Origin of the sequence: Microbacterium sp. (assembly GCF_052102115.1) — a bacterium.
Lineage (GTDB): Bacteria > Actinomycetota > Actinomycetes > Actinomycetales > Microbacteriaceae > Microbacterium.
Window position 1 is genome coordinate 45,252 of sequence record NZ_JBQDVP010000009.1, and the last position, 15,828, is coordinate 61,079.

Genomic DNA, 15,828 nt, shown 5'->3' on the forward strand with positions numbered 1-15,828 from the left:
TACGAACGTTCAGAACCGACACGAAGCATCTAGCCCGGCCGCCGCGAGGGCAGCATCGACATGCAGAGACGTTGTGGGGAACACCGGCACCGACGCATCTCCGGCTGAAATCAGCAGTTCGATCTCGGTGCATCCAAGAATGATTCCCTCGGCTCCCCGCGTCAAGAGTCGATCGATGACCTGGCGGTAGAGAGCGCGAGACTCAGAGCTGATGACGCCATGCACGAGCTCGTCGAAGATTACCGCGTGCACCCCCGCTCGGTCTTCGGCATCGGGAACGAGCACCTCGATCCCCCGCGATTCCAATCGCTCGCGATAGAACGGACGCTCCATCGTGAACGCCGTGCCGAGCAGGCCCACCGTGCGGAGCCCGGCGCTGTTCACGGCATCCGCCGTCGCCTCGGCGATGTGCAGGAACGGGATGCTGACGGCATCCGTGATCCGGTCGGCCACCAGATGCATCGTGTTGGTGCAGAGCACGATCAGGTCTGCCCCCGCGAGTTCCAGGCGACGGGCGTGCTCCGCGAGCAACGAACCAGCGACATCCCAGTCATCTGCCGCCTGCAACGCTTCGATCTCGGCGAAGTCGAGCGAATCGAGAACGATAGGCGCCGAATGATGACCGCCCAGCTGAGCGCGCACGCGCTCGTTCGCCAGTCGGTACCACTCGAGCGATGATTCCCAGCTCATGCCGCCCAAGACTCCGATGGTCTTCATCGTGGCGCGCCATCCATCCTTCGTTGGTCGTGCGTCAGCGTGCGTTGTCGCTCGGTGGTGATCAGTTTGATCGCGCTGGCGGTGGCAGCAGTCTATGCCGCCCGTTGCTTTGGATCGTCATGGTCTACCCCTCTTCCGATTCGGCAGCAAGCTGCTGCGCAACCTGCTCAGCCCAGCGCCGATACCCCACAGCCGAGGGGTGGAACCCATCCCTCGCGAAGAACGCGGCGTCCGCCTCCTCTAGGCCGAAGGGCGCCATCCAGGATGCCGCGGGACGAGTGGCGCAGACCTCTCGCGCAGCAGCATCCAGGTCGCGTCCGCGCTCGGCAAGATAGGTTCGGAGCGCGCGCGGAAGCGACGGGAATGCGTCGAACGGCGGGATACCGGCGACGACCACCCTGTCAGCGAGCATCGCCAGCGCATCGATGACGGCCACAAGATCATCGCGCCATTGCGGGACCGGCGTGCGCGTCAAGACGTCGTTGACGCCGATGAGCAGCACCGCGACGTCCGCATCCTCGTCGATCTCCGGGATGATCCGATGGCGAACCCGTCGAATCGTGGCACCATTCCGTCCGGCGACCGCCCAGGAAACCGGGCGCGCGTACCTCGCACCGAATGCACGAGCGAACGCACCGGGGAAGGCTTCGTCATGGGTCTCCGCTCCGCACCCCGCTGCGGTCGACTCCCCCACCACGATCACGCGCAGGGGCAACGCACCGGCCTCGTCGGTGATGCCGGTGGTCGGTCCGGCAGCTTCGGGGAGAACTTCGATCTGAGAGCGAGCCCGGAGGCCTTGAACAGCGACGAGCGGCAGCAACAGCGGATTCATGGCGTCTCACCTTTCTCAGCCAGCGACGCGACCGCGGCTCGGCTACCCTCGCTCAGATCGACGCCGAGCGTCTGCAGCATCATGACCAGAGCACCTCGCCCGAAGAAACCGGCCAGCACATCAGCATCGACACCGGCGCTCGCCTGCACGGCCCGAAGCGAACGGGCGATCACATCACGGCACTTGCTTGCGATCTCGTCATCCGCGCGGGCCGCGGCGCAGGCCTGTAGCCAGAAACCGCTGATGACACCGTCTGAGACCAAGGCGCGGAAGCCGGCCCCCATCTCCTCCAACGGTTCCTCTACCCCCGCGCCAGTGCTCAGCAGCATCTCGGTGATGCGTGGAGCGAGTTCGTCGACGCAGGCGAGGAAGAACGCCTTCTTAGACCCGAAGAGTCGGAACACATACGGCTGAGAAACGCCCATCTGCGCGGCCACGTGCTGGATAGCGACGGTGGTCACGCCGTGATCGGCGAACGCCCCGAGGCCGATGGCCACTGCCTGGACCCGGCGTTCGGCCGCGCTGCCACGAGTATCGCTCATGCCGACGACTGTATCAGTAACTAACTACTTACTAAATGCTGCCATTCTGCCGAAGCATCCCACATTGAAATGTTGCATTTTTCGCACATTGATAAGATGTTCCATTTACGTCACATTTAACCAGTGGTATATTTTTGTAACACAAACTCACGGTGCTATTTTTCGAACACGAATGGAGGTGATCGACGTGAATTTGCAGACGACATCAGACCTCGCCCGTCTGGTCAAGAACGCCCGCGTCCAGCGGAACCTCACCCAGCACGACGTCGCCGACGCCGTCGGCATCACCCGTCAGTCCCTCGCCCGCCTCGAACGCGGCAACGGCGGCACTTCCTTCGACACGGTGCTGCTGATCCTCGACCACCTCGACATCCACCTGGATGCCACCACCGATCGCCGCACCACTGCCCCCGCCGGAGTCGCCACGAGGGGTGCCGCCCAGGCCGCGGCCGATGCACTCACCAAGCGCATCACACCGCTGATCGGCTCGAGCACGCTCGAAGCGCTCAACAAGCAGGCCCTTGGCTCGCTCCCCCAGATCGAGCCCTCACTCCTGCCCAAGATTGACCCCTCTGGCATCCTCAAGCGTGTCGAGGCCAACCTCGACCCCGCCACACTCGCCTCCATCCGCGAAGCCTCCCGCGGACTCACCGAGCGTCTCACCGTCCCCGGCTCCGTCCTCAACAATCCACCGCGAGCGGTGGAAGGTGGTTCCCGGTCCACGGAGGCCGCCCGAGCGGATGCTGACCCGGATGCCGCGGAGGGTATCGAATGAACCGCACCCTCAACGTGTACCTCTACGACGCACCCGTCGCCACGATCACCCGGCGAGGCGAGAACCTGCAGCTGCGCTACCTGCCCGAGTACGTCGAGTCGGATAGCCCCGTCCGCATCTCCGTGACGCTCCCTGTCGTCACGACCCCGTTCGGGAACGACGAAACCAAGCGGTACCTCGACAACCTCATGCCCGACCGCGCTGACGTCCGTTCCCGCTGGGCGCGGGAAGCGAAGCTGACCAGCGACAGCACCTTCGATCTGCTCTCCGTCTACGGCGCCGATGTCGCCGGCGCGCTCGAGTTCTACCCCGCAGGCGCATCACCCAGGCAGGAGGAGAACCTGACGCCACTCACCGAGAAGGAGATCGGCGACCGGATCCGGCAGATCCGTCGAGACGACTCCGACTGGCTGCAGCACCGAGCCGTTGAAGAAGGGTTCTCGCTCGGCGGCGCTCAGGGGAAGTTCGCGCTCACCCTTCGCGACGACCAGTGGTTCGAGCCGACTGGGCGGCAACCGTCGACACATATCTTCAAGCCGGGCATCCAGCCGCTGCCCGGCTCCGACGTCACTGAGCACATCACGCTACAGGTCGCGCGCCTGCTCGGGATCAACGCGGCCGCATCCGTGATCGCCGAGTTCGACGGCGAGCACGTCCTCATCGTGGAACGCTTCGACCGCTTCGACAACAACGGAGCCATCGGCCGACTCCATCAGGAAGACCTCGCGCAAGCCACAGGAACCTCCCACGTTCAGAAGTACGAGTCCGACGGCGGCCCCGGCTACCGCGACATCTTCACCGTCTTCGACCGCAACCTCAGCGCCGCCGACGCCAAGACCGCCAAGGAGCGGTTTGCGAAGCTGCACGTCTTCTCCTGGATCATCGGCCACAACGACGGGCACTCCAAGAACTACTCCCTCACCCATGTGCCCGGTCGTAGCGTGCTCGCCCCCTTCTACGACCTCAACAGCTCACTCCCCTTCAAGCCGCGAGAGCAAGTCCTCACACACGACCCTGCCGTCTTCGACAACGTCGAGCTCGCTTTCGCCGTCGCCGGCACGAACACCCTAGGCACCTTCAACGCCGACAGCATCCAACGCCTCGAAGCCGACGCAGGGCTTATCGAAGGACATCTGCGGGAATTCGCCCTCCAGATCGCCGAAGGCCTCCAACTCGCCGTCACCGTCGTCACCGAACGGATCCCCGATCGCCTCAACGAGCTCCCCGCCGTCACGCTCTACCCGCACGCCACGTACACGCAGACTCGCAGAGTCATCGATGCCCTCACCTGACCGGGCCACCCCCGTAAGGGAAACATCGAATCTCAGAGTCGGAATGTAGCCCCTGATCAGGTAATTTACTGCGGAGACGGAGGGATTTGAACCCTCGGTCCCCGTGAGGGGACTCCACCTTAGCAGGGTGGTGCACTAGGCCTGACTATGCGACGTCTCCAGGCATCCGGCGCCAAGAGCGCGGATGCACTCAGCCATCATAACGGGTCTCGCAGGCGGGCACGAACCTGGCCTTCACGGCACGTCCTTCGCATCCGTCGCGGTGGCATCGGCGCGCAAGCGCGCACTCGCCGTCGCCATGTGCACGGCCATAGCGGATGCCGCAGCATCCGCATCCTTCGCCCTCACCGCCCCCAGGATCGCCTCGTGCTCAGCGACCGCACGCTCGGCGTGCGAAGCATCCTGCACCGCACGATCCGCGTACACCTGCAGAAGCGAGCGGATCACGTGCACATGATCGGTCAGAGTTTCGTTGCCAGCAGCCTCGGCGAGCGCATGATGGAAATCGAGATCGGCCTTGGCGAACGCTCCGAGCTCCGACACTGTCGACCTCATGCGCTCGACACCGCGCTCGAGTCGTATGAGAATCGCCTCGTCCGCCCGCGTAGCGGCGAGCCTCGCGACGTAGATCTCCAGCCCTTCGCGCAGCTCGAGCAGCTGCCCGGTGTGACGCTCCCCGATCAGGAGCACCCATCGCAGCGTCTGCGGCAGCAGCTCACTCGCCATCCCTCTCAGGTACGTGCCCGACCCCGGACGCACATCAACGATGCCGAGAATCTCCAGCGCAGCCAGGGCCTCGCGCACAGCCGAGCGCCCGACGGCAATCCTTCCTCCCTTTCGTCCGCCCCCGCCGATTCACTGGTCTTGCATGAGGCCGGCCTCTTCCCGGAGATCGGCGTGGAGGCTTCGACAGCGCCGGATCCCGTCCCCCCATGCGCGGACGGAACTTTTCGCGTCGTCGAGCTGAATCTCACCACGCCGACCTGGCCCGCCGCACTCGCGCGCGCGGCGGCAGACGGGCTCCCGCTCGACGTGAGACTTGTGACCGACGGGTCCTCCAGCCCGCTCGCGGCGGTCGCGGCGGCACTCGCTCCGCACGACGTTCGACGCGTGATGCCGTTCGATGCGATGCTGCACGTGAGCGATGCGACGACCGTGACGGCGACACGAGATGCACTCACTCGCACCGGGATCGCGGCATCCGTCATCGGCGGCGTACGATCGCACTTCACCGAACTCAACCGCGAAAGCCACCGTCTGCCCGCCGATCTGGATGGGATCGCATTCAGCACGACGCCGCTGTTCCACACGTTCGATACGGAACAGCTCGTCGAGGCGCTGTCGATGCAGCGGATCGTCGCGCTGCAGGCCGTTGAGATGTCTGCGGGTCGTCCCGTGCACATCGGCCCCGTCTCATCGGGTTCGACGACACCATCTTCGCCGCCGCAGCGGCCGTGCCGCTCTCCTCCATCCGTCAGCCCAGCCGGATGATCGGGCGAACGGCGCTGCGCATCGTCCTTGAGGAAGCAGCCGACCCCGACAGCATTCCCCGTCAGACGGTCTTCCCGCCGGAGCTCGTCGTTCGCCGTTCGACGACCGGCTGAACCGCCTCCGCGGACACTACTGCCGCACGTTGCCGTTCGAGCAGGTCTGCTGTGCCGCCGAGTTCCCCCGGATGTTGTCGGGCAGCGCCGCAGGGTCCTGGGGCGGCGTGGTGGGATCGGCCGGCTCCGTGGTCTCCTCGGGAGCCGCAGTCTCCTCGGGAGTCTTCGGCGCCTCCGACTCCTCGACGACGACACCGTCGTTCTCGGTGTTCTCGTGGGTGACCTCGAGCTGCTGGTTCGCGTTGATCGCGTCCCACATCGCCTGCGCGGACTCGGTGTCCGGCACGACCTTGTTCGCGTTATCGGGGTCGTCGTATGTCGGGTACTGCAGGAACACGATGTCTTCGAACGGTACGTCCTTCACCGCAAGACCGACCTGCACGAGGGTCATCGGGTTGGTCAAAGAGGTGCTGGCCTCGACGTTGCTGAGCGCGGTGTGCGCGAGCCGGAGCATGACCGGCACATTGCCGAGCACCTCACCGCTGATGAGCTTGCGGGCCAGACTCGACATGTACTGCTGCTGATTGCCGATCCGGCCGAGGTCGCTGCCGTCGCCGACGCCGTGCCGGGTACGCAGGAACTGCAGGGCTTCGAGCCCCTTGACGGTGTGGGTACCGGCCTGCAGATCCAGACCGGTGTGCTCGTCCTTGATCGGAGTCGCGAGGCAGACATCGACACCCCCGATGGAGTTGGTGATCTCGATCACGCCGCCGAAGGTGACGGCCGCCGCGAACTCGATGTCCTGACCGGTGAGCTCGGTCACCGTTCGGGCGACGCAGTTCAGGCCGGCGTCCATATACGCGCTGTTGAGGGGCTGCTTGTACATCGCCGCTGTCGCGCTGCCGTCATCGCGCGTGCATTCCGGGATCGGCAGCATCAGGTCGCGTGGGAAGCTCACAGCGGTGATGCGCCGCGGCTCCTCCGAGACGTGCACGAGGATGTTCACGTCGTTGAGGTTGCCCTCCGCATCGGGCCCGGAGCAGCGGTCGCCGAAGTACTTCGCGTACTCCTCCTCGCAGGTGTCGGTGCCGACCAGCAGCAGATCGAACCCGCCCTCGTACTCGCTGATGTCCGGCGGGGCGGACTCCTGGCCCTCGAGCTCCACCGCGCCTGCCGTTGCCGTGCCGTACAGGTCACTGACGACGAAAGCGGCCACGCTGGCGCCGCTGACGAGGACGACGGCCATGGCGATACCGATGATCTTCAGCAGCTGGCTGACCGCGCCCGGGGTGCGCAACTGACCGTGACGTGCGACAGTTCTGCGTCGACGGATCTTCGCGCTCACTCGGTGCCTTTCACATCTGCGGAGGGCGTGGGATTCGAACCCACGAGACATTTCTGCCCACTGGTTTTCAAGACCAGCTCCATCGGCCGCTCGGACAGCCCTCCATCGTCGGACGAATCCGGCGATCAGTGGACGAGTCTAGCCGGTTTCGATTATCCCGGTCTGACCTGGGCAGCCCCTGGATGCTGCAGCGTGTCGAGAACCTGGGCCAACCCGCCGTCTTCGACCGGTCCGGTGACCTCGCTCGCCGCGTCCTTCACCACATCCGGTGCCTGCCCCATCGCCGCCGCACGGCCGCCGATCCCGCGAGCCCACTCGAACATGCCGATGTCGTTGCGTCCGTCACCGACGACGAGCACCTGTCCCCCGTCTATACCGAGCTCCGCATGCACCCGCGCGAGCGCACTGCCCTTGTCGACTCCCTGCGGGGCGATGTCGAGCCAGGCCGTCCACCCGATGGCATACGAGACCTCATTGAGTCCGGTTTCCGCCACGATCCGGTGGAAGTCGTCCTCATCGTGCTCCGGCGAGACGACGACCACGCGCGAGACCGGCAGCGCACCGAGTTCATCGATGTCGACGAGGCGACCACCCTCCAGCGTCCAGTCCCCGACCTCGCCGGTGTACAGCCGCGTGCCGTCCCCGAGCTCGACCATGTAGTGCGCCTCGGGCAGCCGATCGGTGAGCAGGTGCAGCACGTGCCGCGGGTCGAACGTCTCGACGTGCCAGCGCTCCCAGCCCGACGCGCCGCGCCGCATCGTGACAGCGCCGTTCGAGCACACGACGTAGTCGGCGATGATTCCGAGCTCGTCCACCCAGCGCTCGGTCGATGACCAGCTGCGGCCGGTCGCGATCGTCACGATGTGACCGGCATCCCGAACCCGCGCGACGGCGGCGGGGACGCCGGGGCTCATCGTCTCGTCCTGCAGAATGATCGTTCCGTCGACGTCGAGGCCGACGAGCCAGGGGGCCGTCACTGCGCGCCCTGCGCCGGTGCAGCGGCCGTCACCGGCTCGAGCACCTCCAGCCCGCCCAGATACGGCCGCAGCACCTCCGGCACGCGAACCGAACCGTCCTCCTGCTGATGCGTCTCCAGCAGCGCGACGATCCAGCGGGTCGTGGCGAGCGTGCCGTTCAGCGTCGCGACGTGCTGCGTCTTCGCCGCCGCACCGTCCTCCGTGGCTGGGCGATGCCGAACGTCCAGCCGGCGCGCCTGGAACGTCGTGCAGTTCGACGTCGAAGTCAGCTCGCGGAACGCCTGCTGCGTCGGCACCCATGCCTCGATGTCGTACTTGCGTGCTGCGCTCGAGCCGAGGTCGCCTGCGGCCACATCGATCACGCGGTACGAGAGGCCGAGCGCGGTGAGCATCTCCTCCTGCAGGGCGACGAGGCGCTGGTGCTCGGCCTCGGCGTCTTCGAGCGTGGTGTAGACGAACATCTCGAGCTTGTTGAACTGGTGCACGCGGATGATGCCGCGGGTGTCCTTGCCGTAGGAGCCGGCCTCACGGCGATAGCAGGTCGACCAGCCGGCATAGCGCAGGGCGCCGCGGGAGAGGTCGACGATCTCGTCCTTGTGATAGCCGGCGAGCGCCACTTCGCTGGTGCCGACGAGGTACAGGTCGTCGTCCTTGTCGAGGTGGTAGACCTCATCGGCGTGCTCACCGAGGAAGCCGGTGCCCTGCATGATCTCCGGACGCACCAGTGTCGGCGTGATCATCGGCACGAAACCGTTCTGCAGCGCCTTGTCCAGCGCGAGGTTCATCAGCGCGATCTCGAGCCGGGCGCCGATCCCCTTCAGGAAGTAGAACCGCGCACCCGACACCTTCGCCCCGCGTTCCATGTCGATCGCGTCGAGCATCTCGCCGAGCTCGAGATGGTCGCGGGGCTCGAAGGAGAACACCGGCGTCTCACCGACGCGGCGCAGCTCGACGAAGTTCGCCTCGCCGCCGGCGGGTACGCCGTCGATCACGACGTTCTCGATGAGCGCAAGAGCGGATGCCGCGGCATCCGCTGCCCGGCCGGCATCCTGCTGCGCCTGCTTGACCCGCTCGGCAAGCTCCTTGGCCTGGGCGACCAACGCCGGTTTCTCGTCCTTCGGCGCCTGTGCAACTCGCTTGCCGAACGCGTTCTGCTCGGCCCGCAGGTCTTCGAAGGCGGTCAGGGCCGCGCGGCGCGACCGATCAGCCTCGATCGCCGCGTCGACGGTGGAGACATCGTTGCCGCGCACGGACTGCGAGCGGCGGACGATCTCGGGCTGGTCGCGAAGAATGGCGAGGTCGATCATCCCCCAAGTCTAGCCAGCGCTGCGGCCTCCGCCCGGGCCGCGAGCCGTAGAGTGAACGCCATGACGAAGACCACGGCACTGCACCGCCAGGCGGCCCTCGTCTACAACCCGATAAAGGTCGACGAGCGACGCTTGAAGGCGTCTCTGCGGGCGGAGTCGAAAGAGGCCGACTGGGCTGCTCCCCTGTTCTATCCGACGACCGTCGAGGATGCCGGACAGCAGGCGACCCGTAACGCGATCGCCGAGGGGGTCGATGTGGTGCTCGTCGCCGGAGGCGACGGCACCGTGCGTGCGGTCGCCGAAGAGATGGCGGGCACCGACGTGCCCCTCGCCATCGTGCCCAGCGGCACCGGCAATCTGCTCGCCCGCAATCTCGGCCTGCCGCTGCTCGATCCTGACCGGATGATCCGCGCGGCGCTCGGAGACTTCCGGCATCCGATCGACATCGGTTGGGCAGAGCTCACCGGCGAGGACGGCGAGCGCAGTGAGCACGCGTTCGTGGTGCTCGCGGGCATGGGGCTGGACGCCGACATGATCGCGAACACCCGCCCCGACCTGAAGAAGTCCGTCGGATGGGTCGCATATGTCGACGGCGCCGCTCGGTCGCTGCCCAGCGCGAAGCCGTTCCGCATCGTCTACCAGGTCGACGAGTCGCGCCTGCACTCGACCAAGGTGCACAGCGTGCTGTTCGCGAACTGCGGCACGCTTCCGGCGGGCATCGCGCTGATCCCCACGGCATCCATCGCCGACGGCACGATGGACATCGCGATCATCCAGCCCACCGGGCCGCTGGGCTGGCTGGGCGTGTGGCGCAAGATCTGGTGGGACAACTCCGTGCTGCGCCGCTTCCGCGCAGGCCGACTGGTGCTGCAGCGACGGGGCAAGGATGCATCGGTGCGCTACCTGCGCGGCCAGGTCGCCGAGGTCGCACCCATCGCCCCGACCGCGATCGAACTGGACGGCGACGAGTTCGGTCTGGCTGTGCGCATCCGCTGCCGCGTGGCCCCCGGGGCACTGCTGCTCGCGCTGCCCGACGGGCATCCGGTCGACCAGCTGTAACGGCCGGGTCCGACCAAACGGCTCTGGCCGGTGAGCCGGGTGTCAGCCGCGCCGCACCGTCACCGTGCCGTCGAGGTTGTCGCCGACCAGCGTCAGGACGAACTCGTTCTCGTCTCTGTCATCGTCGACGTCGTCATGATCATCGTTGTCGTCGAGGCCGATGATCGTGGCCCGCGGCGCCATGTCCATGGTGCACGCGCGATCTTCGGTCGCAAAGGTGACGGTCGCCCCGCCACCCTGCACGTCGACGCCCTCGACGATCGGCAGGCACCCGGACGACCCCCAGGTCAGCAGTACAATCCCGTCGTCGTCGAACCATCCGGCGCTGGGTTCGTAATCGGTGGCGTCGCCGGGGGTGCCGGTGAGCGTCGCATTCCCATCGAGGTCGACGTCATCGGTGTCGGCCCCGGCCGTGACGATGAACTCGACGTCCCGCGTCGGATCGACGCCCTCGGGGATGGCACCGACGCTCGCCCGCGGGGCGAGATCCATCGTGCATGCCCGTTCCGTGCCGTCGGAGCTCGGCGCGTCGACGAGTGAGACCGTCACCGTCTGCCCCTCTGCCGAGACCTCGTCGACGACGGGCACACAGGTCGACGACCCCCACGTCAGGATCGCGAACATACGGCCCTCGTCGAGCCACGCCGCTTCGACGTCGTCACCGAGGATCGGTGCATCGGTGTGCGTGGATGTGTCAGGGCTCGGACTGCTCGTCGGCGTCTGGTCGCCGGACGATCCCGCGCACCCGACAATGAGCAGCGCGGCGGCCAGGGCCGCAGCAGAGGCGATCGCCCGCGAAGTCGTGATCATGGCTTCAGGGTACGTCACTGCAGCGCAGACGTCAGGCGTGCCAGGTTGTCGAGCACGGTCGAGCGCAGCGGTTGCTGCAGCCACTCCTCGAGCGTGAGCTCACGGCTGAGCAGACGGTACTCATCCTCGACCGCTCGCATCTCGGCGACGAACTCCTCACCGCGCACGAGCATCGACGCCTCGAGGTTCAGGCCGAACGAGCGCATGTCCATGTTGCTCGACCCGATCACGGCGATCTCCTCGTCGATCGTCAGGCTCTTGGTGTGCAGGATGTACGGTTTGCGATACATCCAGATCCGCACCCCCGCCCGCAGCAGCGCCTCGTAGTAGCTGCGCTGCGCGTGGTAGACGACGGCCTGGTCGCCCTCTTCAGAAACGAACAGCTCGACCTGCACGCCCCGGTCGCACGCCGCACTCACAGCGAGCAGCAGCGCCTCGTCGGGCACGAAGTAGGGGCTGACGATCATGATCTTCCGCTGCGCCGCGTACAGCAGCGCGAGGAAGAGCCGCAGGTTGTTCTCGACTTCGTACCCGGGGCCGGACGGCACGATCTGGCAGTCCAGGTCGCCGGTGCCGATCTCGGCTTTGGTGATGTCGACATCGCTGAGGATCTCGTCGGTCTCGCTGTACCAGTCGCTCAGAAAAATGGCGTTGAGGCTGAGCACGATGGGCCCGTCGACGCGCACCATCAGGTCGACCCAGTGCAGGCCGCGCTTGATGTTCTTCTTGAGGTTGTACGACGAATCGGTGACGTTCTGCGAGCCCAGGTACCCGATCGATCCGTCGACGACCAGCAGCTTGCGGTGGTTGCGCAGATCGGGTCGCTGCATCCGGCCCTTCAGCGGCTGCATCGGCAGCAGCAGATGCCACTCCGCCCCCATCGCCGTCAGCCGGTTGATCGTCGCGCGGTAGCGCGGCTTCCAGCGGTTCGCCCAGTGGTCCAGGAGCACTCGGACCGGGATGCCGCGCGCGGCGACCTCTTCCATCGCACGGAAGAAATTGTCGGTCGAGGCATCCGACTGCAGGATGTAGAACTCGACGTGCACGTACTCCTTCGCCGCCCGGATCGCCTCGGCCATGGCATCCAGCGACTCCTGGTACTCGCTGATCAGATGCGCGCCGTTGTCTCCCGAGATCGGGAGCGCCCCGAGGTGCTGGTTCATCGAGACGACCGAGCGGAACCAGTCCGGCGCATGGGGACGCAGGGTGCCGAAGTGCAGCTGATCGCTCGTCTCAGCGATCAAATCGTTGATCTGATCCTGCTTGCGCCTGCGCGCACGCGGCAAACGCGGGTTTCCGATGAGCAGGAAAAGGAGTACGCCGATGTACGGGATGAAGAAGACCGCGAGCAACCACGCCATCGCCGACATGGGACGGCGGTTGCGCGGGATGACGATGATCGCGGTGATACGGATCGCGATGTCGACAACCAGCGCGAACCCCAGCACCCACCACGGCCACTGAACCACGCATCACCCCCGGCGTCCGGCGCGCCCGGTTCGGCGCATCTCCTCAGAGTAGCCGGTGCCGCTGACGTCTGTTCAGGCGCGCGGAGGAAGACCGCGCGCTGCGCGCTCGTCGGCCTCGATCCGTGCGTGCACCTTGCGCTCGGTGCGATCGGAGCGGAGGATCCCCCGCAGCACGAAGAAGAACGCGATGGCGACGACGATGGTCGGCAGGATCGACCACACCACCGCGCCCCAGAAGCTGTCCATCCCTCCATCGTACGCGCTCCGTCCGAGCGTCAGCCCACTCGTCCTGCACAGGAACGTATGCGCCGTCCGGCCTGTGAGTACCGTTTCCGCGGTGCGCGCTCGGCCACACTCGCGGCATGAGCACAGTCCTGAAAGCATCCGATTCCGCCGATTTCCTCGGCCTCGTCCCGGCCCTGGCCGGCTTCACTCCGCGGCAGAGCATCGTGCTCGTGCCGTTCCAGCGGTCCCGGGCGCACGGCGCGATGCGGATCGACCTTCCCCGCGACGACATCGAGCTCGACGACTACGTCGACTCGGCGATCGGTTTGGTCTCGCGCGTCACCGGGCTGGATGCTGTGGCCGTGGTGGTCTACGTCGACGAGTTGCCGCAGCACACCCCCGACGGTCTGGTGCTGCCGCAGACCGTCGTGGTCGAAGAGCTGCTGGCGGTCGCGGTCGACTCCGGTCTTCACCTCATGGATGCGCTGTGCGTCATGCCGTGCGGCTGGTCGAGCTACTTCGACGAGGACCCGGAGCTGAACCCGCTGGACGAGATCCCCGAGGCGCCGGCGATCCCCGGCATGCCGGACTTCTCCGGTGATCAGGATGCCGGTGCGGCGCTGCCGACCGTCGATCTGGCCGAGAAGGAACTGGTCGGGCGTGCCCTGCGCGACATCTCCGACGTGCTCGCGCGTGACGCTGGGCATTGCGATGGCGCACACCGCAATGGAGGCCACCAGGGCGGGCGCGAGAATCCACAGGCGCTCGCAGCCGCGGTGCTGCTCGATGACCTCCCGGAGTTCTTCGAGGCCCTGATAGAGGACCATGAGGATCTGCCGCCGTTCGAAACCGCCGCTCTGCTGTGGTGCCTGGATCGTCCTCCCCTGCGCGACGCGGCTCTGCTGCAGTGGGCGACTGATCTGCCTACCGGCATCCGCGCCTTCGACGCGCAGCTCGCGTTCTCGGCGACCGGCCGGATCGTGCCGGACGATCTCGGTCGGATGTTCATCGGGCAGGGTGACGCACCCGATCCGGCGCGTCTGCAGATCGCTCTCGACCTCGTCCGAGGCGCAGCTGCCCGCGCGCCCCGGGCTTCGCGGCCGGCACCGCTGACGGTGGCGGCGTGGATCTGCTGGGCGCTTGGGCGAGCGACCCACGCGCAGCACCATCTGAACGCGGTCGCCGAGATCGACCCCGGCTACTCGCTGGCACGACTGCTGAGCACCCTCATGGATGCCGCCGTGCTGCCGGAGTGGACGTTCCGGCGCGGTGGCGGAAGGGATGCCGGGTGAGGACTACTTGACCAGGGGGAAGAGGATCGTCTCGCGGATGCCGAGCCCGGTGATCGCCATGAGCAGGCGGTCGATGCCCATGCCCATGCCTCCCGACGGCGGCATGCCGTGCTCGAGCGCCCGCAGGAACTCCTCGTCCACGCGCATCGCCTCGACGTCGCCGCGCGCGGCGAGGGTCGCCTGCTCGACGAACCGCTCGCGTTGGATGACCGGGTCGACGAGCTCGGAGTACCCGGTCGCCAGTTCGAATCCGCGGATGTACAGGTCCCACTTCTCCACGACGCCCGGTATCGAGCGGTGCTCGCGCACCAGGGGCGAGGTGTCGACCGGGAAGTCCATCACGAACGTCGGGCGCACGAGGTCGACCTTGACGAAGTGCTCCCAGAGTTCTTCGATGAGCTTGCCGTGGATCGCGTGCGGGGGCACGTCCACGCCGTTCGCCTCGGCGAAGGCGATGAGGTCTTCGACCGCGTCGTCGGGGGTGAACGTGCGTCCTGCCGCCTCAGAGAGCGACTCGTACATCGAGACGCGATCCCACTCTCCGCCGAGGTCGTACTCGGTGCCGTCGGCCCAGGTGACCGTGGTGGAGCCGGCGACGGCGATGGCCGCCTGCTGCACGAGCTCCTGCGTGAGCTCGGCCATCTGGTCGTAATCGCCGTACGCCTGATAGGCCTCGAGCATCGCGAACTCGGGGCTGTGCGTGGAGTCGGCGCCCTCGTTGCGGAAGTTGCGGTTGATCTCGAAGACCCGCTCGATGCCGCCGACGACGGCGCGCTTGAGGTACAGCTCCGGCGCGATGCGCAGGTACAGCTCGGTATCGAAGGCGTTGGAGTGCGTGATGAACGGACGAGCGGATGCTCCGCCGTGCTGCACCTGCAGCATCGGAGTCTCGACCTCGAGGTAGTCGTACGCACCGAAGGTGGCGCGCAGGCTCGCGTTGACGGCGGCGCGAGCGCGCACCGTCGTGCGGGCCTGTTCGCGCACGATGAGGTCGAGGTAGCGGCTGCGCACGCGCCCCTCTTCGCTGAGCTCGGAATAGGCGTTCGGCAGCGGCAGGATCGCCTTCGAGGCGATCGCCCAGCCGTCGGCCATGATCGACAGCTCGCCGCGGCGGCTGGAGATCACCTGCCCGTGCACGAAGACGTGGTCGCCCAGGTCGACGAACTCCTTCCAGCGCGCGAGCGACTCCTCGCCCACCTCGGCGAGCGAGATCATCGCCTGGATGCGCGAGCCGTCACCGGCCTGCAGGGTGGCGAAGCAGAGCTTGCCGGTGTTGCGGCTGAAGACGACGCGGCCCGCGACGCCGACGACCACCCCGGTCTCGGCGCCGGCTTCGAGCTCGCCGTACTCGGCGCGCAGCGCCGGGATCTGGTGCGTCACCGGCACGGCGACCGGGAACGCGCCGCCCGCAGCATCCATGCGCTGTTCGATCAGACGCTCGCGCTTGGCGAGGCGGACGGCCTTCTGCTCGTGGACGTCCTCGACGGTGTCGGGGGTGGATGCGGGCGCGTCAGGCGCGGGGGTCATAGCGGCTCCTTGGAAGTCATCCCCGAGTTTACCGGCGTCACCGGCAGCGCCCGTTCAGCCCTCGAACGGGGGCGACAGGGCCGGGTGCCCTGCGGCTCGTGCGGTGAGGCTTCGA

General features: G+C 66.8%; 17 protein-coding genes and 2 tRNA genes. 6 read left to right on the plus strand and 13 right to left on the minus strand.

Annotated elements, in window-relative coordinates; translation table 11 throughout:
- Positions 1 to 9: 9 nt before the first annotated feature.
- The 3 genes from ACTICP_RS04890 to ACTICP_RS04900 all read right to left on the minus strand — a co-directional run bounded on the left by ACTICP_RS04890 (position 10) and on the right by ACTICP_RS04900 (position 2,091).
- On the minus strand, positions 10 to 717 hold the full coding sequence (locus ACTICP_RS04890; RefSeq protein WP_441890077.1) for an aspartate/glutamate racemase family protein: 708 nt from the start codon (positions 715 to 717) through the stop codon (positions 10 to 12).
- Between the two features lie 124 nt (positions 718 to 841).
- Positions 842 to 1,549, minus strand: a complete 708-nt coding sequence (locus tag ACTICP_RS04895) for an SGNH/GDSL hydrolase family protein (RefSeq protein ID WP_441890079.1) — start codon at positions 1,547 to 1,549, stop codon at positions 842 to 844.
- Positions 1,546 to 2,091, minus strand: coding sequence for a TetR/AcrR family transcriptional regulator (locus tag ACTICP_RS04900; RefSeq protein WP_441890081.1), 546 nt, complete (start codon positions 2,089 to 2,091; stop codon positions 1,546 to 1,548). Before ACTICP_RS04900 ends, ACTICP_RS04895 begins: the two co-directional genes overlap by 4 nt.
- A 187-nt stretch (positions 2,092 to 2,278) precedes the next feature.
- Here ACTICP_RS04900 and ACTICP_RS04905 point away from each other — a divergent pair, with 187 nt between their 5' ends.
- Both ACTICP_RS04905 and ACTICP_RS04910 read left to right on the plus strand, forming a co-directional pair.
- Entirely contained in the window at positions 2,279 to 2,866 is a 588-nt protein-coding gene (locus ACTICP_RS04905; RefSeq protein WP_441890083.1) for a helix-turn-helix transcriptional regulator, read from the plus strand.
- A complete protein-coding gene (locus ACTICP_RS04910; protein ID WP_441890085.1) occupies positions 2,863 to 4,158 on the plus strand; it encodes a HipA domain-containing protein in 1,296 nt (431 codons plus the stop codon). The genes ACTICP_RS04905 and ACTICP_RS04910 overlap by 4 nt, the downstream gene beginning before the upstream one ends.
- Before the next feature lie 71 nt (positions 4,159 to 4,229).
- On the opposite strand, the gene ACTICP_RS04915 is transcribed toward ACTICP_RS04910, so the two are convergent.
- Both ACTICP_RS04915 and ACTICP_RS04920 read right to left on the minus strand, forming a co-directional pair.
- Positions 4,230 to 4,318: transfer RNA gene (locus ACTICP_RS04915), tRNA-Ser, on the minus strand.
- Positions 4,319 to 4,392: 74 nt separating this feature from the next.
- Positions 4,393 to 4,962: a FadR/GntR family transcriptional regulator gene (locus ACTICP_RS04920; RefSeq protein WP_441890087.1), complete on the minus strand. Its 570-nt coding sequence runs from the start codon at positions 4,960 to 4,962 to the stop codon at positions 4,393 to 4,395.
- A gap of 93 nt (positions 4,963 to 5,055) precedes the next feature.
- On the opposite strand from ACTICP_RS04920, the gene ACTICP_RS04925 reads away from it, so the two are divergent.
- A complete protein-coding gene (locus tag ACTICP_RS04925; RefSeq protein ID WP_441890089.1) occupies positions 5,056 to 5,649 on the plus strand; it encodes a hypothetical protein in 594 nt (197 codons plus the stop codon).
- The gene (locus tag ACTICP_RS04930; RefSeq protein WP_441890091.1) at positions 5,613 to 5,762 is read left to right on the plus strand and encodes a substrate-binding domain-containing protein; all 150 of its coding nucleotides are present in this window, start codon (positions 5,613 to 5,615) and stop codon (positions 5,760 to 5,762) included. The genes ACTICP_RS04925 and ACTICP_RS04930 overlap by 37 nt, the downstream gene beginning before the upstream one ends.
- Positions 5,763 to 5,778: 16 nt before the next feature.
- Here ACTICP_RS04930 and ACTICP_RS04935 read toward each other — a convergent pair whose 3' ends face one another.
- From ACTICP_RS04935 to serS, 4 genes are all read right to left on the minus strand, one after another.
- Positions 5,779 to 7,047: an LCP family protein gene (locus ACTICP_RS04935; RefSeq protein ID WP_441890093.1), complete on the minus strand. Its 1,269-nt coding sequence runs from the start codon at positions 7,045 to 7,047 to the stop codon at positions 5,779 to 5,781.
- A 19-nt stretch (positions 7,048 to 7,066) separates the two neighbouring features.
- A tRNA-Ser gene (locus ACTICP_RS04940) sits at positions 7,067 to 7,151 on the minus strand.
- A 48-nt stretch (positions 7,152 to 7,199) separates the two neighbouring features.
- Positions 7,200 to 8,024 carry an HAD family hydrolase gene (locus ACTICP_RS04945; protein ID WP_441890095.1) on the minus strand — a complete coding sequence of 275 codons (825 nt, stop codon included), beginning with the start codon at positions 8,022 to 8,024 and terminating at the stop codon, positions 7,200 to 7,202.
- Positions 8,021 to 9,331, minus strand: a complete 1,311-nt coding sequence (serS, locus tag ACTICP_RS04950) for a serine--tRNA ligase (RefSeq protein ID WP_441890097.1) — start codon at positions 9,329 to 9,331, stop codon at positions 8,021 to 8,023. Before serS ends, ACTICP_RS04945 begins: the two co-directional genes overlap by 4 nt.
- Before the next feature lie 60 nt (positions 9,332 to 9,391).
- Here serS and ACTICP_RS04955 point away from each other — a divergent pair, with 60 nt between their 5' ends.
- Positions 9,392 to 10,390 carry a diacylglycerol/lipid kinase family protein gene (locus ACTICP_RS04955; protein ID WP_441890100.1) on the plus strand — a complete coding sequence of 333 codons (999 nt, stop codon included), beginning with the start codon at positions 9,392 to 9,394 and terminating at the stop codon, positions 10,388 to 10,390.
- Positions 10,391 to 10,432: 42 nt separating this feature from the next.
- Here ACTICP_RS04955 and ACTICP_RS04960 read toward each other — a convergent pair whose 3' ends face one another.
- From ACTICP_RS04960 to ACTICP_RS04970, 3 genes are all read right to left on the minus strand, one after another.
- Positions 10,433 to 11,200: a hypothetical protein gene (locus ACTICP_RS04960; RefSeq protein ID WP_441890102.1), complete on the minus strand. Its 768-nt coding sequence runs from the start codon at positions 11,198 to 11,200 to the stop codon at positions 10,433 to 10,435.
- 14 nt (positions 11,201 to 11,214) lie between these two features.
- Positions 11,215 to 12,669 (minus strand): cardiolipin synthase, encoded by a 1,455-nt coding sequence (cls, locus tag ACTICP_RS04965; protein WP_441890104.1) that lies wholly within the window; start codon positions 12,667 to 12,669, stop codon positions 11,215 to 11,217.
- A gap of 72 nt (positions 12,670 to 12,741) precedes the next feature.
- Positions 12,742 to 12,915 (minus strand): hypothetical protein, encoded by a 174-nt coding sequence (locus ACTICP_RS04970; RefSeq protein WP_441890106.1) that lies wholly within the window; start codon positions 12,913 to 12,915, stop codon positions 12,742 to 12,744.
- A gap of 116 nt (positions 12,916 to 13,031) precedes the next feature.
- Here ACTICP_RS04970 and ACTICP_RS04975 point away from each other — a divergent pair, with 116 nt between their 5' ends.
- Positions 13,032 to 14,186 carry a DUF4192 family protein gene (locus ACTICP_RS04975; RefSeq protein ID WP_441890108.1) on the plus strand — a complete coding sequence of 385 codons (1,155 nt, stop codon included), beginning with the start codon at positions 13,032 to 13,034 and terminating at the stop codon, positions 14,184 to 14,186.
- Between the two features lie 3 nt (positions 14,187 to 14,189).
- On the opposite strand, the gene lysS is transcribed toward ACTICP_RS04975, so the two are convergent.
- Positions 14,190 to 15,713: a lysine--tRNA ligase gene (gene lysS / locus ACTICP_RS04980; protein WP_441890110.1), complete on the minus strand. Its 1,524-nt coding sequence runs from the start codon at positions 15,711 to 15,713 to the stop codon at positions 14,190 to 14,192.
- Between the last annotated feature and the right edge of the window lie 115 nt (positions 15,714 to 15,828).